The 19,062-nt window shown below is 45.4% G+C and carries 17 protein-coding genes; 4 read left to right on the top strand and 13 right to left on the bottom strand.

Features of this window, described 5'->3' with window-relative positions; all coding sequences use genetic code 11:
• The first annotated feature begins 145 nt into the window (after positions 1-145).
• On the top strand, positions 146-3,310 hold the full coding sequence (locus D1151_RS06840) for a PAS domain-containing hybrid sensor histidine kinase/response regulator (protein ID WP_161908388.1): 3,165 nt from the start codon (positions 146-148) through the stop codon (positions 3,308-3,310).
• 68 nt (positions 3,311-3,378) lie between these two features.
• On the opposite strand, the gene D1151_RS06835 is transcribed toward D1151_RS06840, so the two are convergent.
• The 9 genes from D1151_RS06835 to D1151_RS06795 all read right to left on the bottom strand — a co-directional run bounded on the left by D1151_RS06835 (position 3,379) and on the right by D1151_RS06795 (position 11,507).
• Positions 3,379-5,025 (bottom strand): hypothetical protein, encoded by a 1,647-nt coding sequence (locus D1151_RS06835; protein ID WP_161908387.1) that lies wholly within the window; start codon positions 5,023-5,025, stop codon positions 3,379-3,381.
• Entirely contained in the window at positions 5,022-7,118 is a 2,097-nt protein-coding gene (locus tag D1151_RS06830) for an RND family transporter (protein WP_160202058.1), read from the bottom strand. Before D1151_RS06830 ends, D1151_RS06835 begins: the two co-directional genes overlap by 4 nt.
• A gap of 6 nt (positions 7,119-7,124) precedes the next feature.
• Positions 7,125-7,721, bottom strand: a complete 597-nt coding sequence (locus D1151_RS06825) for an HdeD family acid-resistance protein (protein ID WP_202620390.1) — start codon at positions 7,719-7,721, stop codon at positions 7,125-7,127.
• A 139-nt stretch (positions 7,722-7,860) separates the two neighbouring features.
• On the bottom strand, positions 7,861-8,424 hold the full coding sequence (locus D1151_RS06820; protein WP_160202056.1) for a TetR/AcrR family transcriptional regulator C-terminal domain-containing protein: 564 nt from the start codon (positions 8,422-8,424) through the stop codon (positions 7,861-7,863).
• 1 nt (position 8,425) lies between these two features.
• Complete coding sequence (gene smpB / locus D1151_RS06815; RefSeq protein ID WP_160202055.1) at positions 8,426-8,890, bottom strand: SsrA-binding protein SmpB; 465 nt, start codon at positions 8,888-8,890, stop codon at positions 8,426-8,428.
• Positions 8,884-9,378 carry a signal peptidase I gene (gene lepB, locus D1151_RS06810; RefSeq protein WP_160202054.1) on the bottom strand — a complete coding sequence of 165 codons (495 nt, stop codon included), beginning with the start codon at positions 9,376-9,378 and terminating at the stop codon, positions 8,884-8,886. The genes smpB and lepB (D1151_RS06810) overlap by 7 nt, the downstream gene beginning before the upstream one ends.
• Positions 9,379-9,954, bottom strand: a complete 576-nt coding sequence (gene lepB, locus D1151_RS06805; RefSeq protein WP_161908386.1) for a signal peptidase I — start codon at positions 9,952-9,954, stop codon at positions 9,379-9,381.
• Positions 9,955-9,973: 19 nt separating this feature from the next.
• Positions 9,974-10,504 carry a signal peptidase I gene (gene lepB, locus D1151_RS06800; RefSeq protein ID WP_243151058.1) on the bottom strand — a complete coding sequence of 177 codons (531 nt, stop codon included), beginning with the start codon at positions 10,502-10,504 and terminating at the stop codon, positions 9,974-9,976.
• A gap of 16 nt (positions 10,505-10,520) precedes the next feature.
• Entirely contained in the window at positions 10,521-11,507 is a 987-nt protein-coding gene (locus D1151_RS06795; RefSeq protein WP_161908385.1) for an RluA family pseudouridine synthase, read from the bottom strand.
• Positions 11,508-11,610: 103 nt separating this feature from the next.
• Here D1151_RS06795 and D1151_RS06790 point away from each other — a divergent pair, with 103 nt between their 5' ends.
• On the top strand, positions 11,611-12,042 hold the full coding sequence (locus D1151_RS06790; protein WP_160202050.1) for a hypothetical protein: 432 nt from the start codon (positions 11,611-11,613) through the stop codon (positions 12,040-12,042).
• A gap of 3 nt (positions 12,043-12,045) precedes the next feature.
• Here D1151_RS06790 and D1151_RS06785 read toward each other — a convergent pair whose 3' ends face one another.
• The gene (locus tag D1151_RS06785; protein WP_160202049.1) at positions 12,046-12,312 is read right to left on the bottom strand and encodes a hypothetical protein; all 267 of its coding nucleotides are present in this window, start codon (positions 12,310-12,312) and stop codon (positions 12,046-12,048) included.
• Between the two features lie 82 nt (positions 12,313-12,394).
• Between D1151_RS06785 and D1151_RS06780 the strand changes: the two genes are divergently transcribed.
• Both D1151_RS06780 and fba read left to right on the top strand, forming a co-directional pair.
• On the top strand, positions 12,395-12,631 hold the full coding sequence (locus D1151_RS06780) for a hypothetical protein (RefSeq protein ID WP_160202048.1): 237 nt from the start codon (positions 12,395-12,397) through the stop codon (positions 12,629-12,631).
• Between the two features lie 36 nt (positions 12,632-12,667).
• Positions 12,668-13,597 (top strand): class II fructose-1,6-bisphosphate aldolase, encoded by a 930-nt coding sequence (fba, locus tag D1151_RS06775; RefSeq protein ID WP_160202047.1) that lies wholly within the window; start codon positions 12,668-12,670, stop codon positions 13,595-13,597.
• Between the two features lie 35 nt (positions 13,598-13,632).
• Here the strand turns inward: fba and D1151_RS17050 are convergent, their stop codons facing one another.
• The 3 genes from D1151_RS17050 to uvrA form a co-directional block, all read right to left on the bottom strand.
• Complete coding sequence (locus tag D1151_RS17050; protein WP_275557582.1) at positions 13,633-14,553, bottom strand: response regulator transcription factor; 921 nt, start codon at positions 14,551-14,553, stop codon at positions 13,633-13,635.
• A gap of 112 nt (positions 14,554-14,665) precedes the next feature.
• Positions 14,666-16,102, bottom strand: a complete 1,437-nt coding sequence (locus D1151_RS06765; protein ID WP_330588304.1) for a nicotinate phosphoribosyltransferase — start codon at positions 16,100-16,102, stop codon at positions 14,666-14,668.
• Between the two features lie 96 nt (positions 16,103-16,198).
• The gene (gene uvrA / locus D1151_RS06760; protein ID WP_161908384.1) at positions 16,199-19,033 is read right to left on the bottom strand and encodes an excinuclease ABC subunit UvrA; all 2,835 of its coding nucleotides are present in this window, start codon (positions 19,031-19,033) and stop codon (positions 16,199-16,201) included.
• Between the last annotated feature and the right edge of the window lie 29 nt (positions 19,034-19,062).

Genomic DNA, 19,062 nt, shown 5'->3' with positions numbered 1-19,062 from the left:
CAAAATACGATTGCGGCTACTATTTTCCATTTCAAATCCTCTTAAAACATTGACATTACCCCGCAAGCGCAGTAAAATTTAGAATAGGTATGCAATCATGCCATCACAGAATCGCAAGCCACAAATTAGGGAGGATATTCGTTTTATGTACCATTGTCATATACGATTCTACTGCATCGGCGACCGGCATCGGGTATTGAAACAGCTCAGGGCACTGACCCCTTTTTCACAGTTTTCCCATGCATTTCTCGAAAGTGATCGGGTCGAAAAAGTCTCAGCATCACAAGCTGATGTCATTTTCGCAAGTCTGCCGACAGCAGATTTACAAGCGCAGTTGTCACAGCTGCTGACGTGGAAAAAGCCGGAGGCGCAGCTCATCCTGCTTACGGCAGAGGATACAGACGTGGAAGCGTTCACAGATTGCGTTTCAGCACTGACCGATATCTGGTCGCAATCCGCTTCCGACGCGTTATTAATGTTCCGCATCCAAAAATGGTATCAGGACTACAAAGCGCAGAAAGACGCCTGGCAGACCAGCCAGTACCTAGAAACCACCATCAACAGCACACCGGATTTAATCTGGTATAAGGACAAAGACGGCATTCACAAAAAAGTCAACGACAGTTTCTGTCAAACCGTCAACAAGACCAAAGCGCAGGTGGAAGGTCGCGGTCATGCTTATATCTGGGACGTAGAACATGACGATCCTGCCTGCATCGAATCGGAGCGCATCGTCATGGAAACCAAAGAAACCTGCGTTTCCGAAGAGACCATTCTCAGCAGTGGTGAAACCAAAATTCTAACTACATATAAATCACCATTATACAATCTGGACGGCACTGTTATGGGCACCATGGGCATCGGTATCGACATCACCCAGGAGCGGGCTTACGCCGATGAACTGATTCAGCAGAATCAAACTCTGGAGATGCTGTTTACTACCATGGACTGCGGCATCATGTGCCACAGCCTGGACGGTTCCAGGATTCTCAGCATCAATCAGGCTGCGCTGCGCATTCTAGGCTATCCCGACGAGCAGGCACTCCTTGCAGACGGCTTTGACCTGGTGGCTTCCACTGTTTTCGAAGAAGATAGAAAGCGACTGCGGAAATCCATTCAGTCCCTTAAAAAGGAAGGCGACAACGTCAGTGTCGATTATCGTGTGCAGCATGCAGACGGCGAAATTCTCTATGTAACCGGCAATATCAAACTCATCGAAGAAAATGGTGAACGTTATTATCAGAGATATCTGTTAGACCGTACTGCACAGAGACTGCAAGAAGAGCGAGAGCGCCTGGAAGATCAGCGTCGGCAGATGGAACTGGTGCATGCCCTCAGTATCGAGTATGTGCTGGTCTGCTTCTTCGATTTAGACACTGGCGAAGGCAAAGTCCTGCGTATGGGCGAATGTAAAAATGGCATCATGCCTGCCATCTTTCATGATGCGCTGTCTCTGGAAACCTGCCTCGAACAGTATGCAGCCACAAGCATTCACGAAGAAGATAAAGAAGCGTTCCGAAAAACCGCTTCGAAAGCCCATCTGGAACAGGAACTTTCCGAAAAAGATATGTGCTATATCAACTACCGTACCACCTGCTGCGGCGAAATCCGCTATTTCCAGATGAAAGCAGTACGGGCTGGAGACTGGGACAAGACCCACAGCATCGTACTGGGATTCCGCTGTCTGGATGAGGAAATGCGGGACGAAAGAGAGAAAAAGGCACTGCTGGAAGATGCCCTTTCGCAGGCAAACCGTGCCAACAAAGCCAAGAGCACCTTCCTCTCCAACATGTCCCACGATATCCGTACGCCGATGAACGCAATCATCGGTTTTACAGCACTGGCAATCACCCACATCGACCGTAAAGAGCAGGTGGCAGAATATCTGAAAAAAATCATGACCAGCGGCAATCATCTGCTGAGTCTGATCAACGATGTACTGGATATGAGCCGAATCGAAAGCGGCAAAATTCATCTGGAAGAACAGCCTTGCAGTCTGCCGGAAATCCTTCACGAACTGCACAATATCATCCAGGCGGATATCAATGCCAAACAGCTTGACTTGTATCTGGACGCCATCGACATCCAAAACGAGCAGATCTGCTGTGACCGGCTGCGGCTCAATCAGGTACTCCTAAACCTTCTGAGCAATTCTATCAAATACACCGGTGCAGGCGGCATGGTCAGCTTGAAAGTCATCGAAAAACCAGGTGCTTCGCCGGGCTTTGCTAATTTTGAATTCCACATCAAAGATACGGGAATTGGCATGAAAAAAGAATTTGTCGCCCATATCTTCGAACCGTTCGAACGGGAACGGAATTCTACCAGCAGCGGCATTCAGGGCACCGGACTTGGCATGGCGATCACGAAAAATATCGTCGATATGATGAACGGTACCATCGACGTCCAGAGCGAACATGGCGTTGGTACAGAAGTCACCGTTTGTCTGACCCTGCGACTGGATGAGGCCGGCAGAAAAGAACCGGTTGCAATCGAAGAGCTCAACGGGTTACGTGCACTGGTCGTAGACGATGATTACAACACCTGTGACAGCGTTTCCTGCATGCTGCAGCAGATTGGACTGCGGGCAGAATGGACTATGTCAGGAAAAGAAGCAGTGCTGCGCACCCGTCAGTCAGTTTCAAGAAATGATCATTACTTTGTCTACATCATCGACTGGCTGCTGCCTGACATGAATGGTATTGAAGTCGCCAGGAGAATCCGTCAGGAAACCGGAAAGGAAGTTCCGATTATTGTTCTCACCGCTTATGACTGGTCCGATATTGAAGAAGAGGCAAGAGAAGCCGGCGTTACCGCATTCTGCAGCAAGCCGCTGTTCCTGTCAGAACTCAGAGGCTGTCTCCACTCCATTGTGAAGAAAGAGCAGGCTACCGATGACATTCTTGACTCAAAAGAAATCCTGCGCAGCGGACATATTCTTCTTGTAGAAGATAATGAGCTGAACCAGGAGATTGCAGTAGCTATTTTAGAAGAAGCCGGTCTTACTGCAGAGGTTGCTGAAAACGGTCAAATTGCTGTAGAAATGCTAAAATCTTCCCAGCCTGGATATTATCAGCTGGTGCTGATGGATATTCAGATGCCAGTGATGAACGGCTATCAGGCTGCCAAGAAAATACGAAAGCTGGAAAACAGGGAGCTTGCCTCCATTCCAATTATCGCTATGACTGCAAATGCTTTCGAAGAAGATAAGCAAGAGGCATTGCGCTGCGGCATGAACGATCACATCGCAAAACCAATTGATATTGAAACCCTCTTGGAAACACTGGATAATATTTTGATGAGCAAATAAACGTTATCAATATATATGCTAAGAAACCAGCTGGCGCAATCCGCCAGCTGGTTTCTTTTTCCCTATATTTATTTCTCTTCCAACGCTTCGGTACGGTATATGAATCTCACCTGTCCGTCCATGTCGTCAGAAATGCCTGAGAAAGACTGATAAGCTTTGGAAGCGTTTACGGTAGCCTTCATTCGATCGAGTAAGTCTCCGATATTTCCGCCGGCAGCTCCTGCCAGCTTCTGAATTCCCTCTTTATCAAATTCTTTCAGCCCATTGTTCAGTTTTTTAGCGCCGCCGCGAAGCTCCGTTACACCATCTACCAAGGCAGGCATATTTTTATCTAAAGTCCTAATACCTGTATTCAGTGCGTTGACACCGTCGTACAGACTCTTTGTGCCTTTCGTAAGCTGCGCTGCCCCTGTATTCAGCTGCTCAGCGCCGGCCTTTGCAGACGCTACGCCCTGCGTATACTGCAGCAAGCCTAGGTAGAACTGGTTATAACTATCCAGCTGCGCTTTCAGTGCAAGAATTGGCGCAGAACCGGCGTCGGGAGCAGCCGCTGCTGCTCCTTCCAGCACCTGACTGTAATTCTCAATGGTCAATTTTGGAAGCGCTGCCCCTGCTGCTGCAAGCTGTGCGTCTGCTGTTGCGAGCATAGACTCAAATACCTGCTTTGCACCTGCAGTGATAGCTGCACTGTTGCCGTCTAATGTTGTCAATCCATCCTTTAATCCTGTAATACCCCCAGAAAGTTCCTGCACCCCGTTTTGTAAAGTTGTTGCGCCAGCCTTCAGGCTTTTTCCGCCTGCAGCCAGCTCATGAACTCCCAGCGCCAGCTGTCCCGATTTATCTAACAGCGTATCCAGTCCGTCGTAAAGCTGTGATGAACCGTTCAGCAGCTGTTTCATAGCATTTGTCAGCTGATTAAGGGCACCTGCCAGTTCATCTGCCGAACCTATCTTTCCTGTATCTAAGTCAGCAAAAATGCTGCTGTCCGCTACGGTTACCGTATTAGTCATTTCAAATTTGTCCACATCAGCGGTCACTTCGACATAATCCGGAAGCTCCAGGTCAGAAGAATCTACATTGAGATTGTCTGCAAGTCCCGGAAGCGCCATGCCTGCCACAACGGTACGTTCCCCGTCGTTAATCACCTTTCCGCTGGAAACTTCCACATTGCTGAAAACGTCATTGTCCATAACCATACCGGTCAGTACCGCAAAAGGCACATAGATTTTCTCCGTTCTGCCGCCGACTTTTGCCATCTCATACAGATTGTTTTCATAGTCAAAGCGAATGGTCACTTCGCCGCTTTTTCCGACCAGTTCTTCTGGCTCGATGTCTTTTCCGTCCAGCTTATAGGAAATCTCCATGTTAATCGGCAGTTCTTTTTTTATACTGCCCCTGTAATAGATATCTTTTCCCTCAGCATTCCAAATTTTTCCTGACTTTCCTTCGTTCTTACACTCCTCATCACCTTTCAGATTTTCAATATCTGTCAAAGCTGACTTGTCGTAGAGAGATTGGCTTCCTGTCAGGTTTTTCAACCAGTCGCTGACGATGATTTTCTGCACGGAACCGTCGCTTTCCGCAAGAACGTAAACCGTTTCTTCTTTCTGATTCGCGTCTTCCCCATCATCGGCGTATGCCATAGTCACACCGCTGCCCACAGTAAGAGCAATGCACAAAACCACCACTAAGCATTTTTTTAATTTATTGTTCATAGATTTGACACCTCCGAATTTGTTCTAACTACATGTTTCATTCCCCTGGTCGTTGCACAGACCAATCTATCACAGAGCATAAGCAGCGCCGGCAGCAGGAAGATAACACATATCATGCTGACTACCGCACCTCTTGCCATCAGCATACACATGGAGCTGATGATGTCGATATCCGAGTAAATTGCCACTCCAAAGGTCGCAGCAAAGAGCCCTGTTCCCGATACGAGTATAGATGGGATAGAAGCTGCAAGAGCAGTCGTAACACTTTCTCTCTTATCTTTCCCGGAAAGCCGCTCCGTTTTGTATCTGGTCGTCATCAGAATTGCGTAGTCCACCGTCGCCCCTAGCTGAATGGTACTGATGCAAATCGGCGCAATAAACGGAAGCGACTGTCCCAGGAAGTGAGGAATTCCGAGATTGATAAAAATTGCGAGTTCAATAACCGCAATCAGGATAAACGGAAGGGAAATACTTCCCTCGACCAGCGCAATAATGAGAAAGATTGCAATAATCGATACCGCATTTACCACCTGAAAATCGTGGTTGGTGGTCTCTATCATATCTTTCATGCAAGGAGCCTCTCCGATGAGCATACCCTCTTCGTCGTAGCTTTTCAGCACTTTATTCAGACTGTCAATCTGATCATTCACTTCATCACTGGCAACGTCATATTCCGAATTGACCAGTAGCAGTTCACTTTTATCACTTTCTAAAATTCCCTTGACTCCCTCTGGTAAAATCTCCTCAGGCACCATACTGCCAAGGACTGATTCCATGCCAAGGACATATTTTACACCCTCAACCTTTTCCATTTCCTTCATCATAGCGCGAACTTCTTTAGAAGGCAGATCTGCGTCCACAAGCACCATATGGGTTGAAGCGATATTAAATTCTTCCGAAAGCTTAGAATTTGCAATGACGTATTCCATATCATCCGGCAGACATTTCCCCATGTCATAGTAAACCTCGTCATTGGTTTTGCTGTACCCGTAAATCGCTGGCAGCGCTGCAACAATAAAGACTGCAAGAAGCACCGGAAAGACTTTTGTCACACGTTTTGCCAGTTTTCCCATATCGGGAATAAGCGATTTATGCTTTGTCTTATAAAGGGGTTTATCCAGTACAAGGATTAAGGACGGCAATACAGTCACACAGCCGATAACGCCGAAGATGACACCTTTTGCCATGACAATGCCCAAGTCTTTACCCAGAGTGAAGCTCATGAAGCACAGTGCCGCAAAGCCTGCCACTGTAGTAATAGAGCTTCCAACAACACTTGCCAGGGTCTTTCTGATTGCGACAGCCATGGCCTCCTTGTGGTCGTCATAAAGCGCCCTCTGCTCACTGTAGCTGTGCCACAGGAAGATGGAATAGTCCATGGTAACCGCTAGCTGCAGAACCGCCGAAAGAGCCTTTGTTATATATGAAATTTCTCCAAAAAAATAGTTCGTTCCTAAATTGAGCAGAATCATCATGCCAATCGAGACAAGAAATACGAAAGGCACCAGCCAGCCGTCCAAAAGCAGCACCATGGCTGCCGTTGCAAAAAGCACTGCAAGCCCTACATAAATCGGTTCTTCCTGTTCACACAAATTTTTTAAGTCCGTTACCAACGCCGACATGCCCGATACAAAACACTGCTCGCCGCAGACGCTGCGCACATCAGCAATTGCATCAATGGTTGAGTCAGCACTGGTAGCACTGTCAAAGAAGACCGCCATCAGAGTTGCATCTCCCTCATTAAATTCATCGAAGAGTTTATCCGGCACCATTTCCATCGGTATGGAAATATCCGCCAGCGTGGAGTACCACAGGACACTTTCTACATGATCCACCTCTTCAAGCTTTTCACAAAGAACCGCTACATCTTTATCCTCCATATCTTCCACTACAATCAGGGAGAAAGCACCCTTTCCGAAGTCGCTCAAAAGCTCTTCCTGACCAATTACCGTGTCCATATCCTCCGGCAAATAATCCAGCATGTCATAATTGATTCTCGTTCCCAGCATTCCAAACAGGGAAGGAACCATTAAAACAATCGCAACAATTAAAATCGTAATCCGGTGTTTGACCACCGCCCTTGAAAAACGCATTTTCTGTCAGTCCTCCTTTTCCTCGCAATACACGTTTTCTATCATATCCGGCCATTGATGTCTGATAATTTTTACCGCTGTAATAACTGTGCTAAGATTCAAAATCCCCTCCGAAAGCATGCCTATGCCCAGTAGAATCATCAGCAAATCCGTACCCTCACCCGGACGCAGCAGCAGGACAAGTCCAAGAGCCTCTGTAACTATCGCACTTGCAAAGATCAGCCACCACTTTCCTATGCCAAAAGTTCTCGACTGACCGGCAACCTGTATTTTCAGAAGTCCATCTATCACCATAAATATGCCAAAGGTGATACAGATGAATAACATCAGACTTTCAGGTCGTACCAGTATCACACCGCCAAGAATCAGAAGCAGAATGCCCAGTGTCAAATCGTGCTGAAATGCCAGCCGGTACAGGTCCTTTGAAAAGTATCCAACCAGTTTGACTGCGCCAAACAGCAGAAACAGTATGCCGCAGCAGCTGCCCAGCAGCGCTTTAGACAATACCGGTGCTGTAATCAGCAAAATCCCCAGCACGCATAGACCAAGGGAAATGACAATGTATCCGATTTTCGCTGTTTTCATCGGTGCAACTGAACGCATCACTATCCATCCTTCCATCTCATATCAAACATCCACAGCGCTTTTTCTTTCTGTATTTAACTTACCAGATTTTCTTCTGGTTAAAAATGGGCAAAAGAAAAACCCCTGCCTAAAAATTAGGCAACGGGGTCTAATGTGACTAAATTTCTGCTTGATTACATCTCCTGATCATCTCATCGGACAATCCATGACATAGGTGAATCAAATGATGAATTTCTTCAATAGAATCCTCTGGCATACTTCGGGAAAGCCAATCAAGACCAGCTCCAAACAGTTCAAAACGGAAAAAACGAATGGCAATTTCCCGGTCTTCAGCACTGACAAGGCTCTCTCCAAAAACCGTATCCAAATAAGTTCTGACAATATACTCGCAGGATTTCATCAAATACCGCTCAAAGAGGTCTCGATTCATAGAATTGAAAATATGTAAGACCGCTTTTTTGTTATGCAGGGCAAAGTCAAAAGCCTCGCTGATACAGTCCTCCAGGGACTCAATCTTTGGATATTTTTTTACCAGCCCATCAGCCAGTTCCACAATGATTTCTTCCATCAGAGCAGGAATATCCTGGAAGTGATAATAAAAAGAATTTCGATTGATACCGCACTCCTCTACGATACTGCGAACGCTGATTTTATTTAGCGGCTGCTCGCTGAGCAGCTTCATAAAAGACATTTTAATCGCTTGCTTGGTGAAACTTGGCATACTACCACCTCTGCTTCATGGCATGGTCGATTTTACGAGCCGCGTCTTTCTTTGCCATGTCGTCACGCTTATCATAATTTTTCTTGCCGCGCGCTACCGCCAGCTCCATCTTCGCCCGTCCATCTTCGTTGATATATAAATTCAGCGGAACCAAAGTCAGACCTTTCAGCGTTGTATATCCAATCAGCTTTCTGATTTCCTGCTTATGTAAGAGAAGTTTTTTCGGGCGCAAAGGTTCTGTATTAAAACGATTACCCTGCTCATAGGGACTGATGTTCATGCCGTAGACAATCATCTCACCCTTTTCAATTTTTGCATAGCTTTCCTTGATACTGACCTTTCCTGCACGAATGGACTTAATCTCTGTGCCGGTCAGCACGATACCCGCTTCGTAAACCTCTTCTATAAAATAATCATGGCGCGCTTTTTTGTTGTTTGCCACCATCTTCTTCTGTCTTTTTACCATTTTAAAATTACCTTTCCCAGTAAATCCTCTTCATCAACCAGCCCCACAGATTCATGTCTGCTGTCTGTACTGGCTGCTCTATTATCTCCCATCACAAAAATCTTCCCTGCGGGAATCTGTATCTCTTCCATATCGCCGCTGATACCCTGCGTAAACACATATTCTTCGTCCAGCTTCTGATTATTTACATAGACCTGCCCCTCCGTAATCAGAATCCGATCACCCTCTACACCAATAACGCGTTTCAACATGACAGTGTTTTCGCCGGACACCGCATAAATTTTGTTCTTCATCAGAATCACATCGCCCTGCTGCGGTCCTTTTTTCCCCGCAAACGCAAGCCTGCTAACCAGCACCTGATCTCCGTTCTCATAGGCTGGAAGCATGCTGTGGTCCGTAACCTCCGTAATCTGAAAAGCTAGAGATACTAAAAGCCCTGCACCTGTACCTAATATAACGGCGAGCAGAAAGACGACTGATTTTTTCATTTACTGTGTACTCCCAATCATTCCAAATTTACTAAATGGATAAAGTCTGAATACCACCTTTCCTACGATTTTGTCTTTCTCAACAAATCCGACTTCCAAAAAACGGCTGTCAGTGCTGTGCAGTCTGTTATCCCCCATGCAGAAATAATTGCCTTCCGGTACGACAACAGGTCCCACATCTCCGTTAGTAACACCATCTTTAATATAGCGCTCTTTCAGTTCCTCTCCATTTATGTACACTTTTCCTTCTCGAATCTCTACAATATCACCTGGCACGCCGATGACTCTCTTAATGAGTTTTTTCAAAGTTCCTCTGTTATTATCTCTAAGCTTTGACTGAAACACGATAACATCACCTCTTTCAGGCTCCGCCTCCCCTACATAGGCCTGTTTATGAATCAGCAGATAATCTCTATGCTCAAATCCCGGCTCCATAGATCTGCCATAAACCGCTGTAGGGATCACAAACTGCACTACAATCAGCGCCGCCGCACTTGCTGACAGCACCGATTTCAGCCAGTCTATTCGGTTTTCACGTTCTCGCTGTCTCTTTCTTTCTCTTCTGCTTTTTCCCATGATTTCCCTCTCCTGCATATTATTTATCGTACGGATTTTGAATAATCCCAAATTCGCTGAACGGATAGACACGCAGTACCACCTTTCCAATGACGTCGTCTATCTCAATACATCCTACATCTTCGTCCCTGCTGTCAATGCTGACTCTTCGATTATCACCCATGCAGAAAATCTTGCCCTCAGGAATCACCAGACGTTTCACCTCGCCCGAAGTAAAATCTTCTTTTAGATAGTCCTCTTCCAATTTCTTGTCGTTGATATACACCTCTCCATCAATGATATCGATGGTCTCTCCCGGCAGCCCGATAATACGCTTGATGAGCATTTTCTCCTCACCGTTTTCCTGTACCAGTGAAGAATGCACCACAACCACATCCCCGCGCTGCGGCTCACCAAACAGAGTGTAGGACTGCTTGCTCACAAAGAGATAGTCATCCTCATAAAAATTCGGTTCCATGGAGCTTTGCTTGACAATGGTCGGTTTAACAAATTGTATTACAATTACAGCAATAACTACTGCGAATAAAATATCCTTGATCCACTCTTTCATGTTTTGTGATTCCCCTCTATTCATCTTGTTCAAAAATATGCTTTTTTATTCTCATAAAGCTTTCCGGAAGTTCCGCCGTGAATTCTTTGCCACTCAGATAAGAAAGGCTATCCGGACAGTTTTCAAATTTCAGCCTGTACGCATGAAGCAGCTGACAAGACAGTCCAAATTTTCTGCCTGCTGCTGCATTTATCATTTTGTCTCCGTACTTGGAATCGCCCAGCACAGGATAGCCGGCTGCTGCCAGATGGGCTCTGATTTGGTGCGTTCTGCCTGTAATGATTTCGACCTCCGCCAAAGTGCACTCTCTGCCGCAAAAGGTTCCATACTGCAGCGGCACAGCGATGGTTTCCATTTCTTTGCCGCTCTCTGTTATCGGTACTACAGCAATGCGGTTTTTCTCTTCATTCTTAACCATCCTGTCCATCAGGTGAAGAGGCTTTTCCATTCTTCCTCCGACAACAGTCAGATACATCTTGCGGATTTTATCTTTTTCACGAACCATCTGATTTAGCGTCTGCAGCGACATGGCGTTTTTTCCAAAGAGCACCAGACCAGTTGTATTTCTGTCCAGTCTGTTGACTGGAGCCGGCGTAAAAGTCTTCTCCAGCCTGGGATTGAACTCCTCTTTGTCGATGAGATAATCCACCACCTGGTTCGCCAGATGATTCTTTTTCTCGCTGCTGTCTCCATGAGTTAGAAGACCAAGGGGTTTTACTGCCGCTAAAAGATTGTCATCCTCATAAGCAATACCGAACTGCCTTCGCGTCCGGTTCACCCTTCTGCGCTTTTGGAACTTCTCCATATCCGCATCGCTGATGTACAGCAATATCTCATCGCCAAAATGCAGCACGGTATCTTCTTTTCCTCGCTTTCCGTTGACCTTGACATCCTTTCGAATAGCCTTGTAGATAAAACTCAGCGGCGCATTTTCCAAATATTTTCTAAGGAACTTGTCCAAACGCTGTTCCTGCTCGTTTTTGCCTATTTCAATCCTAATCATACCCTTTATTATACAACATTCCCCGCTCTAAAGCAAAATGTATTTGTTCTTTTGCGAAAAGTATGTTAAATTATATATAGAAAAAGACGAAAGGAGAATCTTGATGAAAAAACTAAAAGATTTTTTCTACGACAAAAACGATATTCTTATTGCACTTGCGATTTTAATTATAGCTGCACTCCTCATCGTGTGGCGCATGGAGATCATCATGGATTATCCGAGGACCCTCGCTGAAGAAACCGGCACCCTTGATACTACAGAACCAGAGGCTGTCGACAGTCCCGAGAATTCCCAGCAGGCCAACGAAATCTGGACAGCCGGCGTACTGACAAAGGACATTACTGTCACGGTCCGGGGCGGCACAGCTACCGAAGCAGTGCAAAGTCTTATCGATGCAGAACTCTTCGCATCTTATGACGAGTATTCGTCAGTCTGCAATGCTGCAGGGTACAAACCTGAGAACATCAAGGCAACAACCTTTACATTCCCTGCCGGCAGTACCCAGACAGACATTGCCAGAATGGTTACACAGTAAACTTTACTTTTTCAAAAGCTCGATGATTCTTGTCAATCGAGCTTTTTGCTGTCCATTCATCATGGGCATTAAGCTCTGTACCGCTGCCATCTGTTTCTCATAAGGAATATTAGCTGCTTCGAGCTGATTCTTGATTTTCATAATTTCTGATACAAGTTCAGCGTCGCTTTTCTGTTCGTAGGATTTAGCCTTAGCTACAGTGGTTTTCTTATCAGCGGAAATTCCCAGCTGTCCTGCCAAATCTAAAATGGTCTTATCGTCTAATTGCATGAATACACTCCTTTCTACTACACTATATGCACCAAATGCGCCGGTATTTCATAATATGATATAGAAATTACGGAGGTGACATATGGCAAACAACCCTATTCCCATTCTGGCTGTGCTGTTTCTTTTAAAATCCAAAAATACTGGAACCGGTTTCAGACCACCGGTTATGAATACCCTGGAGCTGGAATCCATGCTGGACAATGCTCATTCCATGATACATACCATCGAAAAACTCCGCGGTTTTGCCCAGGTCAGCGGGCAAGGCAGCCTTCCTGATATGAAAAAAATGATGGAAATCGTTGAAAAATTACCGCTTTAGTGTATAATAGACATATACATTTTAAGGAGGTATGACATGGCTTTAGTAACAACAAAAGAAATGTTCGCAAAAGCAATTAACAGTGACTATGCAATTGGTGCTTTCAATGTAAACAATATGGAAATCATTCAGGGTATTGTCGCTGCGGCCCAGATAGAACAGGCACCGCTGATTCTGCAGGTCTCTGCAGGTGCCAGAAAATATGCAAAACCATCTTACTTAACCAAACTGGTGGAGGCTGCCATCGATGATACCGGTGTAGATGTTGCACTGCATCTGGACCACGGTGAAGATTTTGAAATCTGCAAGAAGTGCGTCGACGACGGATTTACTTCTGTTATGATTGACGGCTCCAAATATCCTTTGGAAGAAAACATCGCTCTGACCAAACAGGTGGTAGAATATGCTCATGCACACGGTGTTGTGGTAGAAGCTGAGCTAGGCAAACTGGCAGGAGTGGAGGACAATATCAAGGTTGACGCTCGTTCTGCAACCTTTACAGACCCGGATGAAGCTGCAGAATTCGTAGAAAAGACCGGCGTAGACTCTCTCGCCATCGCCATCGGCACCAGTCACGGCGCATACAAATTCAAGGGAGAACCTTATCTGGATTACGAAAGATTGAAGAAAATTCATTCACTGATTCCAAATACTCCACTGGTGCTTCACGGTGCCTCCTCTGTCCTGAAAGAATTTGTCGATAGATGCAATCAGTATGGAGGAGAAATTCCGGGTGCTCAGGGCGTTCCTGAGGATATGATCCACGAAGCCGTTAAGTACGGTATCTGCAAAGTCAATGTAGACACCGACCTGCGTCTTGCCATGACCGCTGAAATCAGAAGAGTTCTCGCAGAAAATCCAGGAGAATTCGATCCAAGAAAATATCTGGGACCAGGAAGAGACGCTATCACTAGAATGGTACAGCACAAAATCAGAGATATGCTTAACGCATCAGGAAAAATGTAAAATGTAGAAAAAGAGGCTGTCTGAGACAGCCTCTTTTATGCTTTCGGTTCTTTTTCTTCTCTTACTATGCACACCGCTTCTACTCTGCTCTTAACACCAAGCTTTCTAAATAAGTTGTAGACATGCGCCTTTACGGTGCTTTCTGAAATAAACAGAGCTTCGGCAATCTGTGTGTTGGTCTTGCCGCTGTAAATTTCTTCGAGAATTTCAATCTCTCTTTTAGTCAATTCATATTTGTTCTGCACATTGGCAAGCGCCTCAGAAAGTTCCATTACTACCGGCGCCTCAGACGTATAAGAACTTCTGAAATCCCTCTTGTACTGCAGTACCATATTTGCTGCGTTGATTACCAGCCAATAGTAGATGGTTATATTCATAACCACCTCTTTATCACCGTCAATCCAGCCGCTTTCACTGATGAAATAGCTGATATAGTTTACCGTCATAAAAAACGTAATAACGATCTTATAGGCGATAAATCGTTTAGGCGCTTTGCTGCGAACACTGTTTAAAATGCTGCTGATACTGCCCACAATCAGAAGACCAATGAGAGGCACATCAATAATCAGTCTAATCCAGTAAATTTCTCTAAACAGAATGATCGCCGCCATCCAGATAATTCCATAAAAAAACACGTAGACCGACGCAAAACCCGTAAACCGGCTCTCTTCCTCTACGCCGGTAATACTGTTGCTGACCCGGAGCCACAGATATACCAGAACTGCAATGAAACAATCGCCGATACTAATCAGCAAGGAAGTTTCTATGTGTATAATGTTATCACAGTAGTAAATCACAAAGTCATAAACATTCATGAACAGGAGCATGATTACAAAGGGTTTCATGGAAGCAAACTGCTTTTCTTTATCTCCTTTTCCTGCCAGCCACTGTATGGTCAGCCCGCAGGCGCCTATCAGAATTGCAAATATATAAAGAAAGACAATAACATGTCGCATACAAGATCCTCTCTATCCAAAAGCTTACTTTTATTTATTTTACTATGGAATATACCAAAAGACCAGCAAAAATATGCTGGTCTTTAAAAAATTTATTGTCCGATTCTACAGTCTACCGCACAGTATGTTCTTCCAGAAGCTGGTTCTTCATATTCCACAGATTCTGGGATAAATCCACATAATATGTTTGTGGATTTTCAAAACGCAGTGTCTCACTCCAAAGCGTCTCTATTTGCTGTGAGCAATACGTTCTAATCTCTTCGATAGATGGGTTTTCATATACACATTCCCCCTTGTCAAAGAGCTGTACTCTAAGATTTTTTACGTAGAAATTATAAAGTTTTTTCTTTTTCCATACTGCATTTGGATCAAAGATTTCATATCCGTCTACTTCAGGAATTTCTTCACCATCTACAGTTAAAACGTCTGCCAAAGCTTTTCCTGTCTCCTTGTCGAAGAGTCGGAACAGAGACTTAAAGCCAGGATTCGTAATCTTCTCCACATTCTCAGAAATTTTAATCTTAGGAATGATTTTTCCTTCCTGTTCCAAAGCCGCCAGTTTATATACACCGCCAAAGACCGGTTCTGACTTGGCTGTAATCAGTCGTTCACCCACGCCAAAGGAATCAATCTGTGCGCCCTCCATAATGACATCCCTAATGATGTACTCGTCCAGCGAATTAGATACCGTAATAGTACAATCCGTAAGACCGGCTTCGTCCAGCATTTTCCTGGCCTTCTTTGTCAGGTAAGCCACATCGCCGCTGTCGATACGAATGCCCATCTTCTTTGGCTGTGCTTCCTTGAACACCTTGATTGCATTAGGCACGCCGGACTTCAGCACATTATAGGTATCCACCAACAAGGTACAATTTTCTGGATAAATTTCGGCATACTTTTTAAATGCCTCGTATTCGGACGGGAACATCTGGACCCAGCTGTGAGCCATAGTCCCAAGGGCTGTAATGCCAAAATCTCTGTCTGCGATGGCACATGCTGTTCCTGCACAGCCTCCGATATATGCCGCACGAGCGCCGTAGACCGCTGCTGCAGTGCCATGGGCTCTTCTCGTCCCAAACTCCATGACAGGTCTTCCCTGTGCCGCTCTGACGATACGATTTGCCTTGGTTGCAATCAAACTCTGGTGATTAATGATTAAAAGCACCATTGTTTCAATGAACTGCGCCTGAATTACAGGCCCTCTCACCGTCAAAATCGGTTCATGGGGAAAAATTGGTGTTCCCTCCGGTACCGCCCAGACATCACAGGAAAATTTAAAGTCTTTCAGATAATCCAGAAAATCTTCACAAAAAATTCCTTTCTCTCTTAAATAGACAATGTCTTCTTCTGTAAAATGCAAATCTCTCAAATAGTCAATGAGTTGTTCCACTCCCGCCATCACTGCATAGCCGCCGCCATCGGGCACTTTTCTAAAGAACATATCAAAATAAGCGATATCTTCTTCTACATTACCTGACTGAAAATATCCATTTGCCATAGTGATTTCATAGAAATCCGTCAGCATCGTCAGGTTTTCATTTTTCATCATTGGGATAATCTCCTTTAGTATACAATCCAAATCATATCTATGCCTTTCTCTGCCCGCCACAGGCACGTATCGAAAGGTACAATTTAGTATTATACACTATTTCAGAATTTTCTTCAAGAACTCTCCAGTATAAGATTTTTTGCACGCTGCAATCTCCTCCGGAGTTCCTGTAGCAACTATGGTGCCTCCACGGTTTCCACCATCCGGTCCTAAGTCGATTACATGGTCCGCCCTCTTGATGACATCCAAATTATGCTCAATGACAACCACAGTATTGCCTGCGTCCACCAGCTTATCAAGCACTGCAATCAGTTTATCTACATCAGCAAAATGAAGCCCTGTAGTTGGCTCGTCTAAAATATACAGTGTTTTTCCCGTACTCCTCTTGGAAAGTTCCGACGCCAGCTTGATTCTCTGCGCTTCACCGCCGGAAAGCTGGGTTGATGGCTGTCCCAGTTTGACATAATCGAGTCCCACCTCGTTGAGAGTATCCAGCTGTCGTTTGATAGTAGGAAGGTTTTTGAAAAAGTCCAAAGCCTCGGATACGCTCATATCCAGCACGTCAAAAATGCTCTTGCCTTTATATTTCACTTCCAATGTTTCTCTGTTATATCTCTTCCCTTTGCACACTTCGCAAGGTACATAAACATCAGGCAGGAAGTGCATTTCTATCTTGATAATACCGTCACCGCTGCACGCCTCACATCTGCCGCCTTTTACATTGAAGCTGAATCTGCCTTTTTCAAAACCGCGGATTTTGGATTCCGGAAGGCTTGCAAAGAGGTCTCTGATGTGGGTGAACATGCCGGTATATGTCGCCGGATTGGAACGAGGAGTTCTTCCGATTGGAGACTGGTCAATGTTGATGACCTTGTCGATGTGTTCAAGTCCGGTCATATTCTTAAACTTGCCAGCTTCGTCCTTTGTTCTGTTAATCAGCTTTGCCGCGCCTTTATACAGAATCTGGTTGACAAGGCTGCTCTTGCCTGAACCGGAAACCCCAGTGACGCAGACGAATTTCCCAAGGGGTATGTCCACGTTTACTTTCTTTAAGTTGTTTTCTTCAGCACCTTTGATGGTGATACACTTACCGTTTCCTTCCCTTCTTGACTTCGGTACAGCGATGGATTTTTTGCCGGATAGATACTGCCCCGTAATGGAGTCAGGACACGCCATGATATCCTCGACTGTTCCCTGCGCCACCAGTTCACCGCCGTAAACGCCTGCCGCAGGTCCGATATCGATGATGTGATCCGCGGCGTACATAGTATCCTCATCGTGTTCCACGACCAGCAGGGTATTTCCTAAATCAGTCAGCTCCCGCAATGTTGCCAGCAGCTTTTCATTATCTTTTTGATGCAGCCCGATACTAGGCTCATCCAGAATATAAAGCACACCCATAAGGCTGGAACCAATCTGCGTCGCAAGACGGATTCGTTGGGATTCACCGCCGGAAAGGGTCCCCGCTGCCCGTGAAAGGGTCAAGTAATCCAGTCCTACGTTAATCAGGAAATTCAGTCTTTCTTTGATTTCCTTGATAATCTGTCTGCCGATGATTGCTTCCTTTTCGGTCAGCTGCAGCTGATCAATAAATTCGTAAGCTTCACGAATAGAAAGGTCGGAAAGCTCTGCCAGATTCTTTCCTCCTACAGTAACTGCAAGAACCTCCGGTTTCAGCCTCTTTCCTTTACAGTCGGGACAATCCCGCACTGTCATATATTTTGCCATACGCTCTTTCATGAAATCAGAATTAGTTTCACGATAACGCCGCTCTAAGTTGTTGATTACCCCTTCAAAAGGATGATCTCTTTCGGATTTGCTTCCGCTGCTTCTGCTGACATAAGTGTATTTCAGGTGGCGCGTACCTGTGCCATAGAGCAGTTCTTTCTTGAACTTCTCAGGTAGTTCCTCATAAGGGGTATTCAAATCCACACCGTGGTCTCTTGCCAAAGCATCAATCATCTGTCTGTAAAACCCAGAAAATTCCATGGACGCAAAAATATTGCCGAGGGCTCCTTTGATAATGCTCTTGTCCGTCTGGATAATCAACTCCGGATCAATTTTCTGGGTAAATCCCAGCCCGTTGCAGGACGGACACGCCCCGAAGGGACTGTTAAAAGAGAACATTCTCGGTTCCAGTTCCTCAATGCTGACACCGTGTTCCGGACACGCCAGCTTGGTAGAGAAGGTCTTCTCTACAGAATAATCCTTGTCCACAAACTGCACCACAACCAGACCGTCACCCTGATGCATTGCCAATTCAACTGCTTCCGAAATACGGCTTTCCTGTCCGTCTTTGATGATGATACGGTCGACGACAATTTCTATGGTATGCTTGAACTTTTTGTCCAGCTTGATTTCTTCTTCATTAATTAGCCTGATTTCCCCATCGATTCTGACTCTGGTAAATCCCTCTTTGCGAATTCGCTCCAGAATCTTCTCGTGCTCGCCCTTACGCTGCCTGACAACCGGCGCCATAATCATCAGTTTGGTGCCTTCCGGGAATTCCATAATCGTATCCACCATCTGATCCACAGACTGACTGGTGATAGGCTGTCCGCAGACCGGGCAGTGCGGCTGTCCGATTCTCGCATAAAGCAGTCTCAGGTAATCGTGGATTTCTGTCACCGTTCCCACTGTGGAGCGGGGATTCTTGCTGGTGGTCTTCTGGTCGATGGAAATCGCAGGTGAAAGCCCTTCAATCAGCTCTACATCCGGTTTATCCATCTGTCCCAGAAACTGTCTCGCATAGGAAGAAAGACTCTCCACATATCGTCTCTGTCCCTCTGCATAAATCGTATCAAATGCCAGCGAAGATTTTCCTGAACCGGAAAGACCGGTCAAAACCACCATCTTATCTCTCGGGATTTTTACATCGATGTGTTTCAGATTATTCTCGTTGGCACCTTTTACAATAATTTCATTTGCCATATATCTAACTCCGTTTCTGTAAAATTATC

Origin of the sequence: Emergencia sp. 1XD21-10, assembly GCF_009936045.1 — a bacterium.
GTDB classification, from domain to species: domain Bacteria; phylum Bacillota; class Clostridia; order Peptostreptococcales; family Anaerovoracaceae; genus Senimuribacter; species Senimuribacter intestinalis.
The sequence above is the reverse complement of the archived record's forward strand: the minus strand, read 5'-3'. Positions and strand labels throughout refer to the sequence as shown.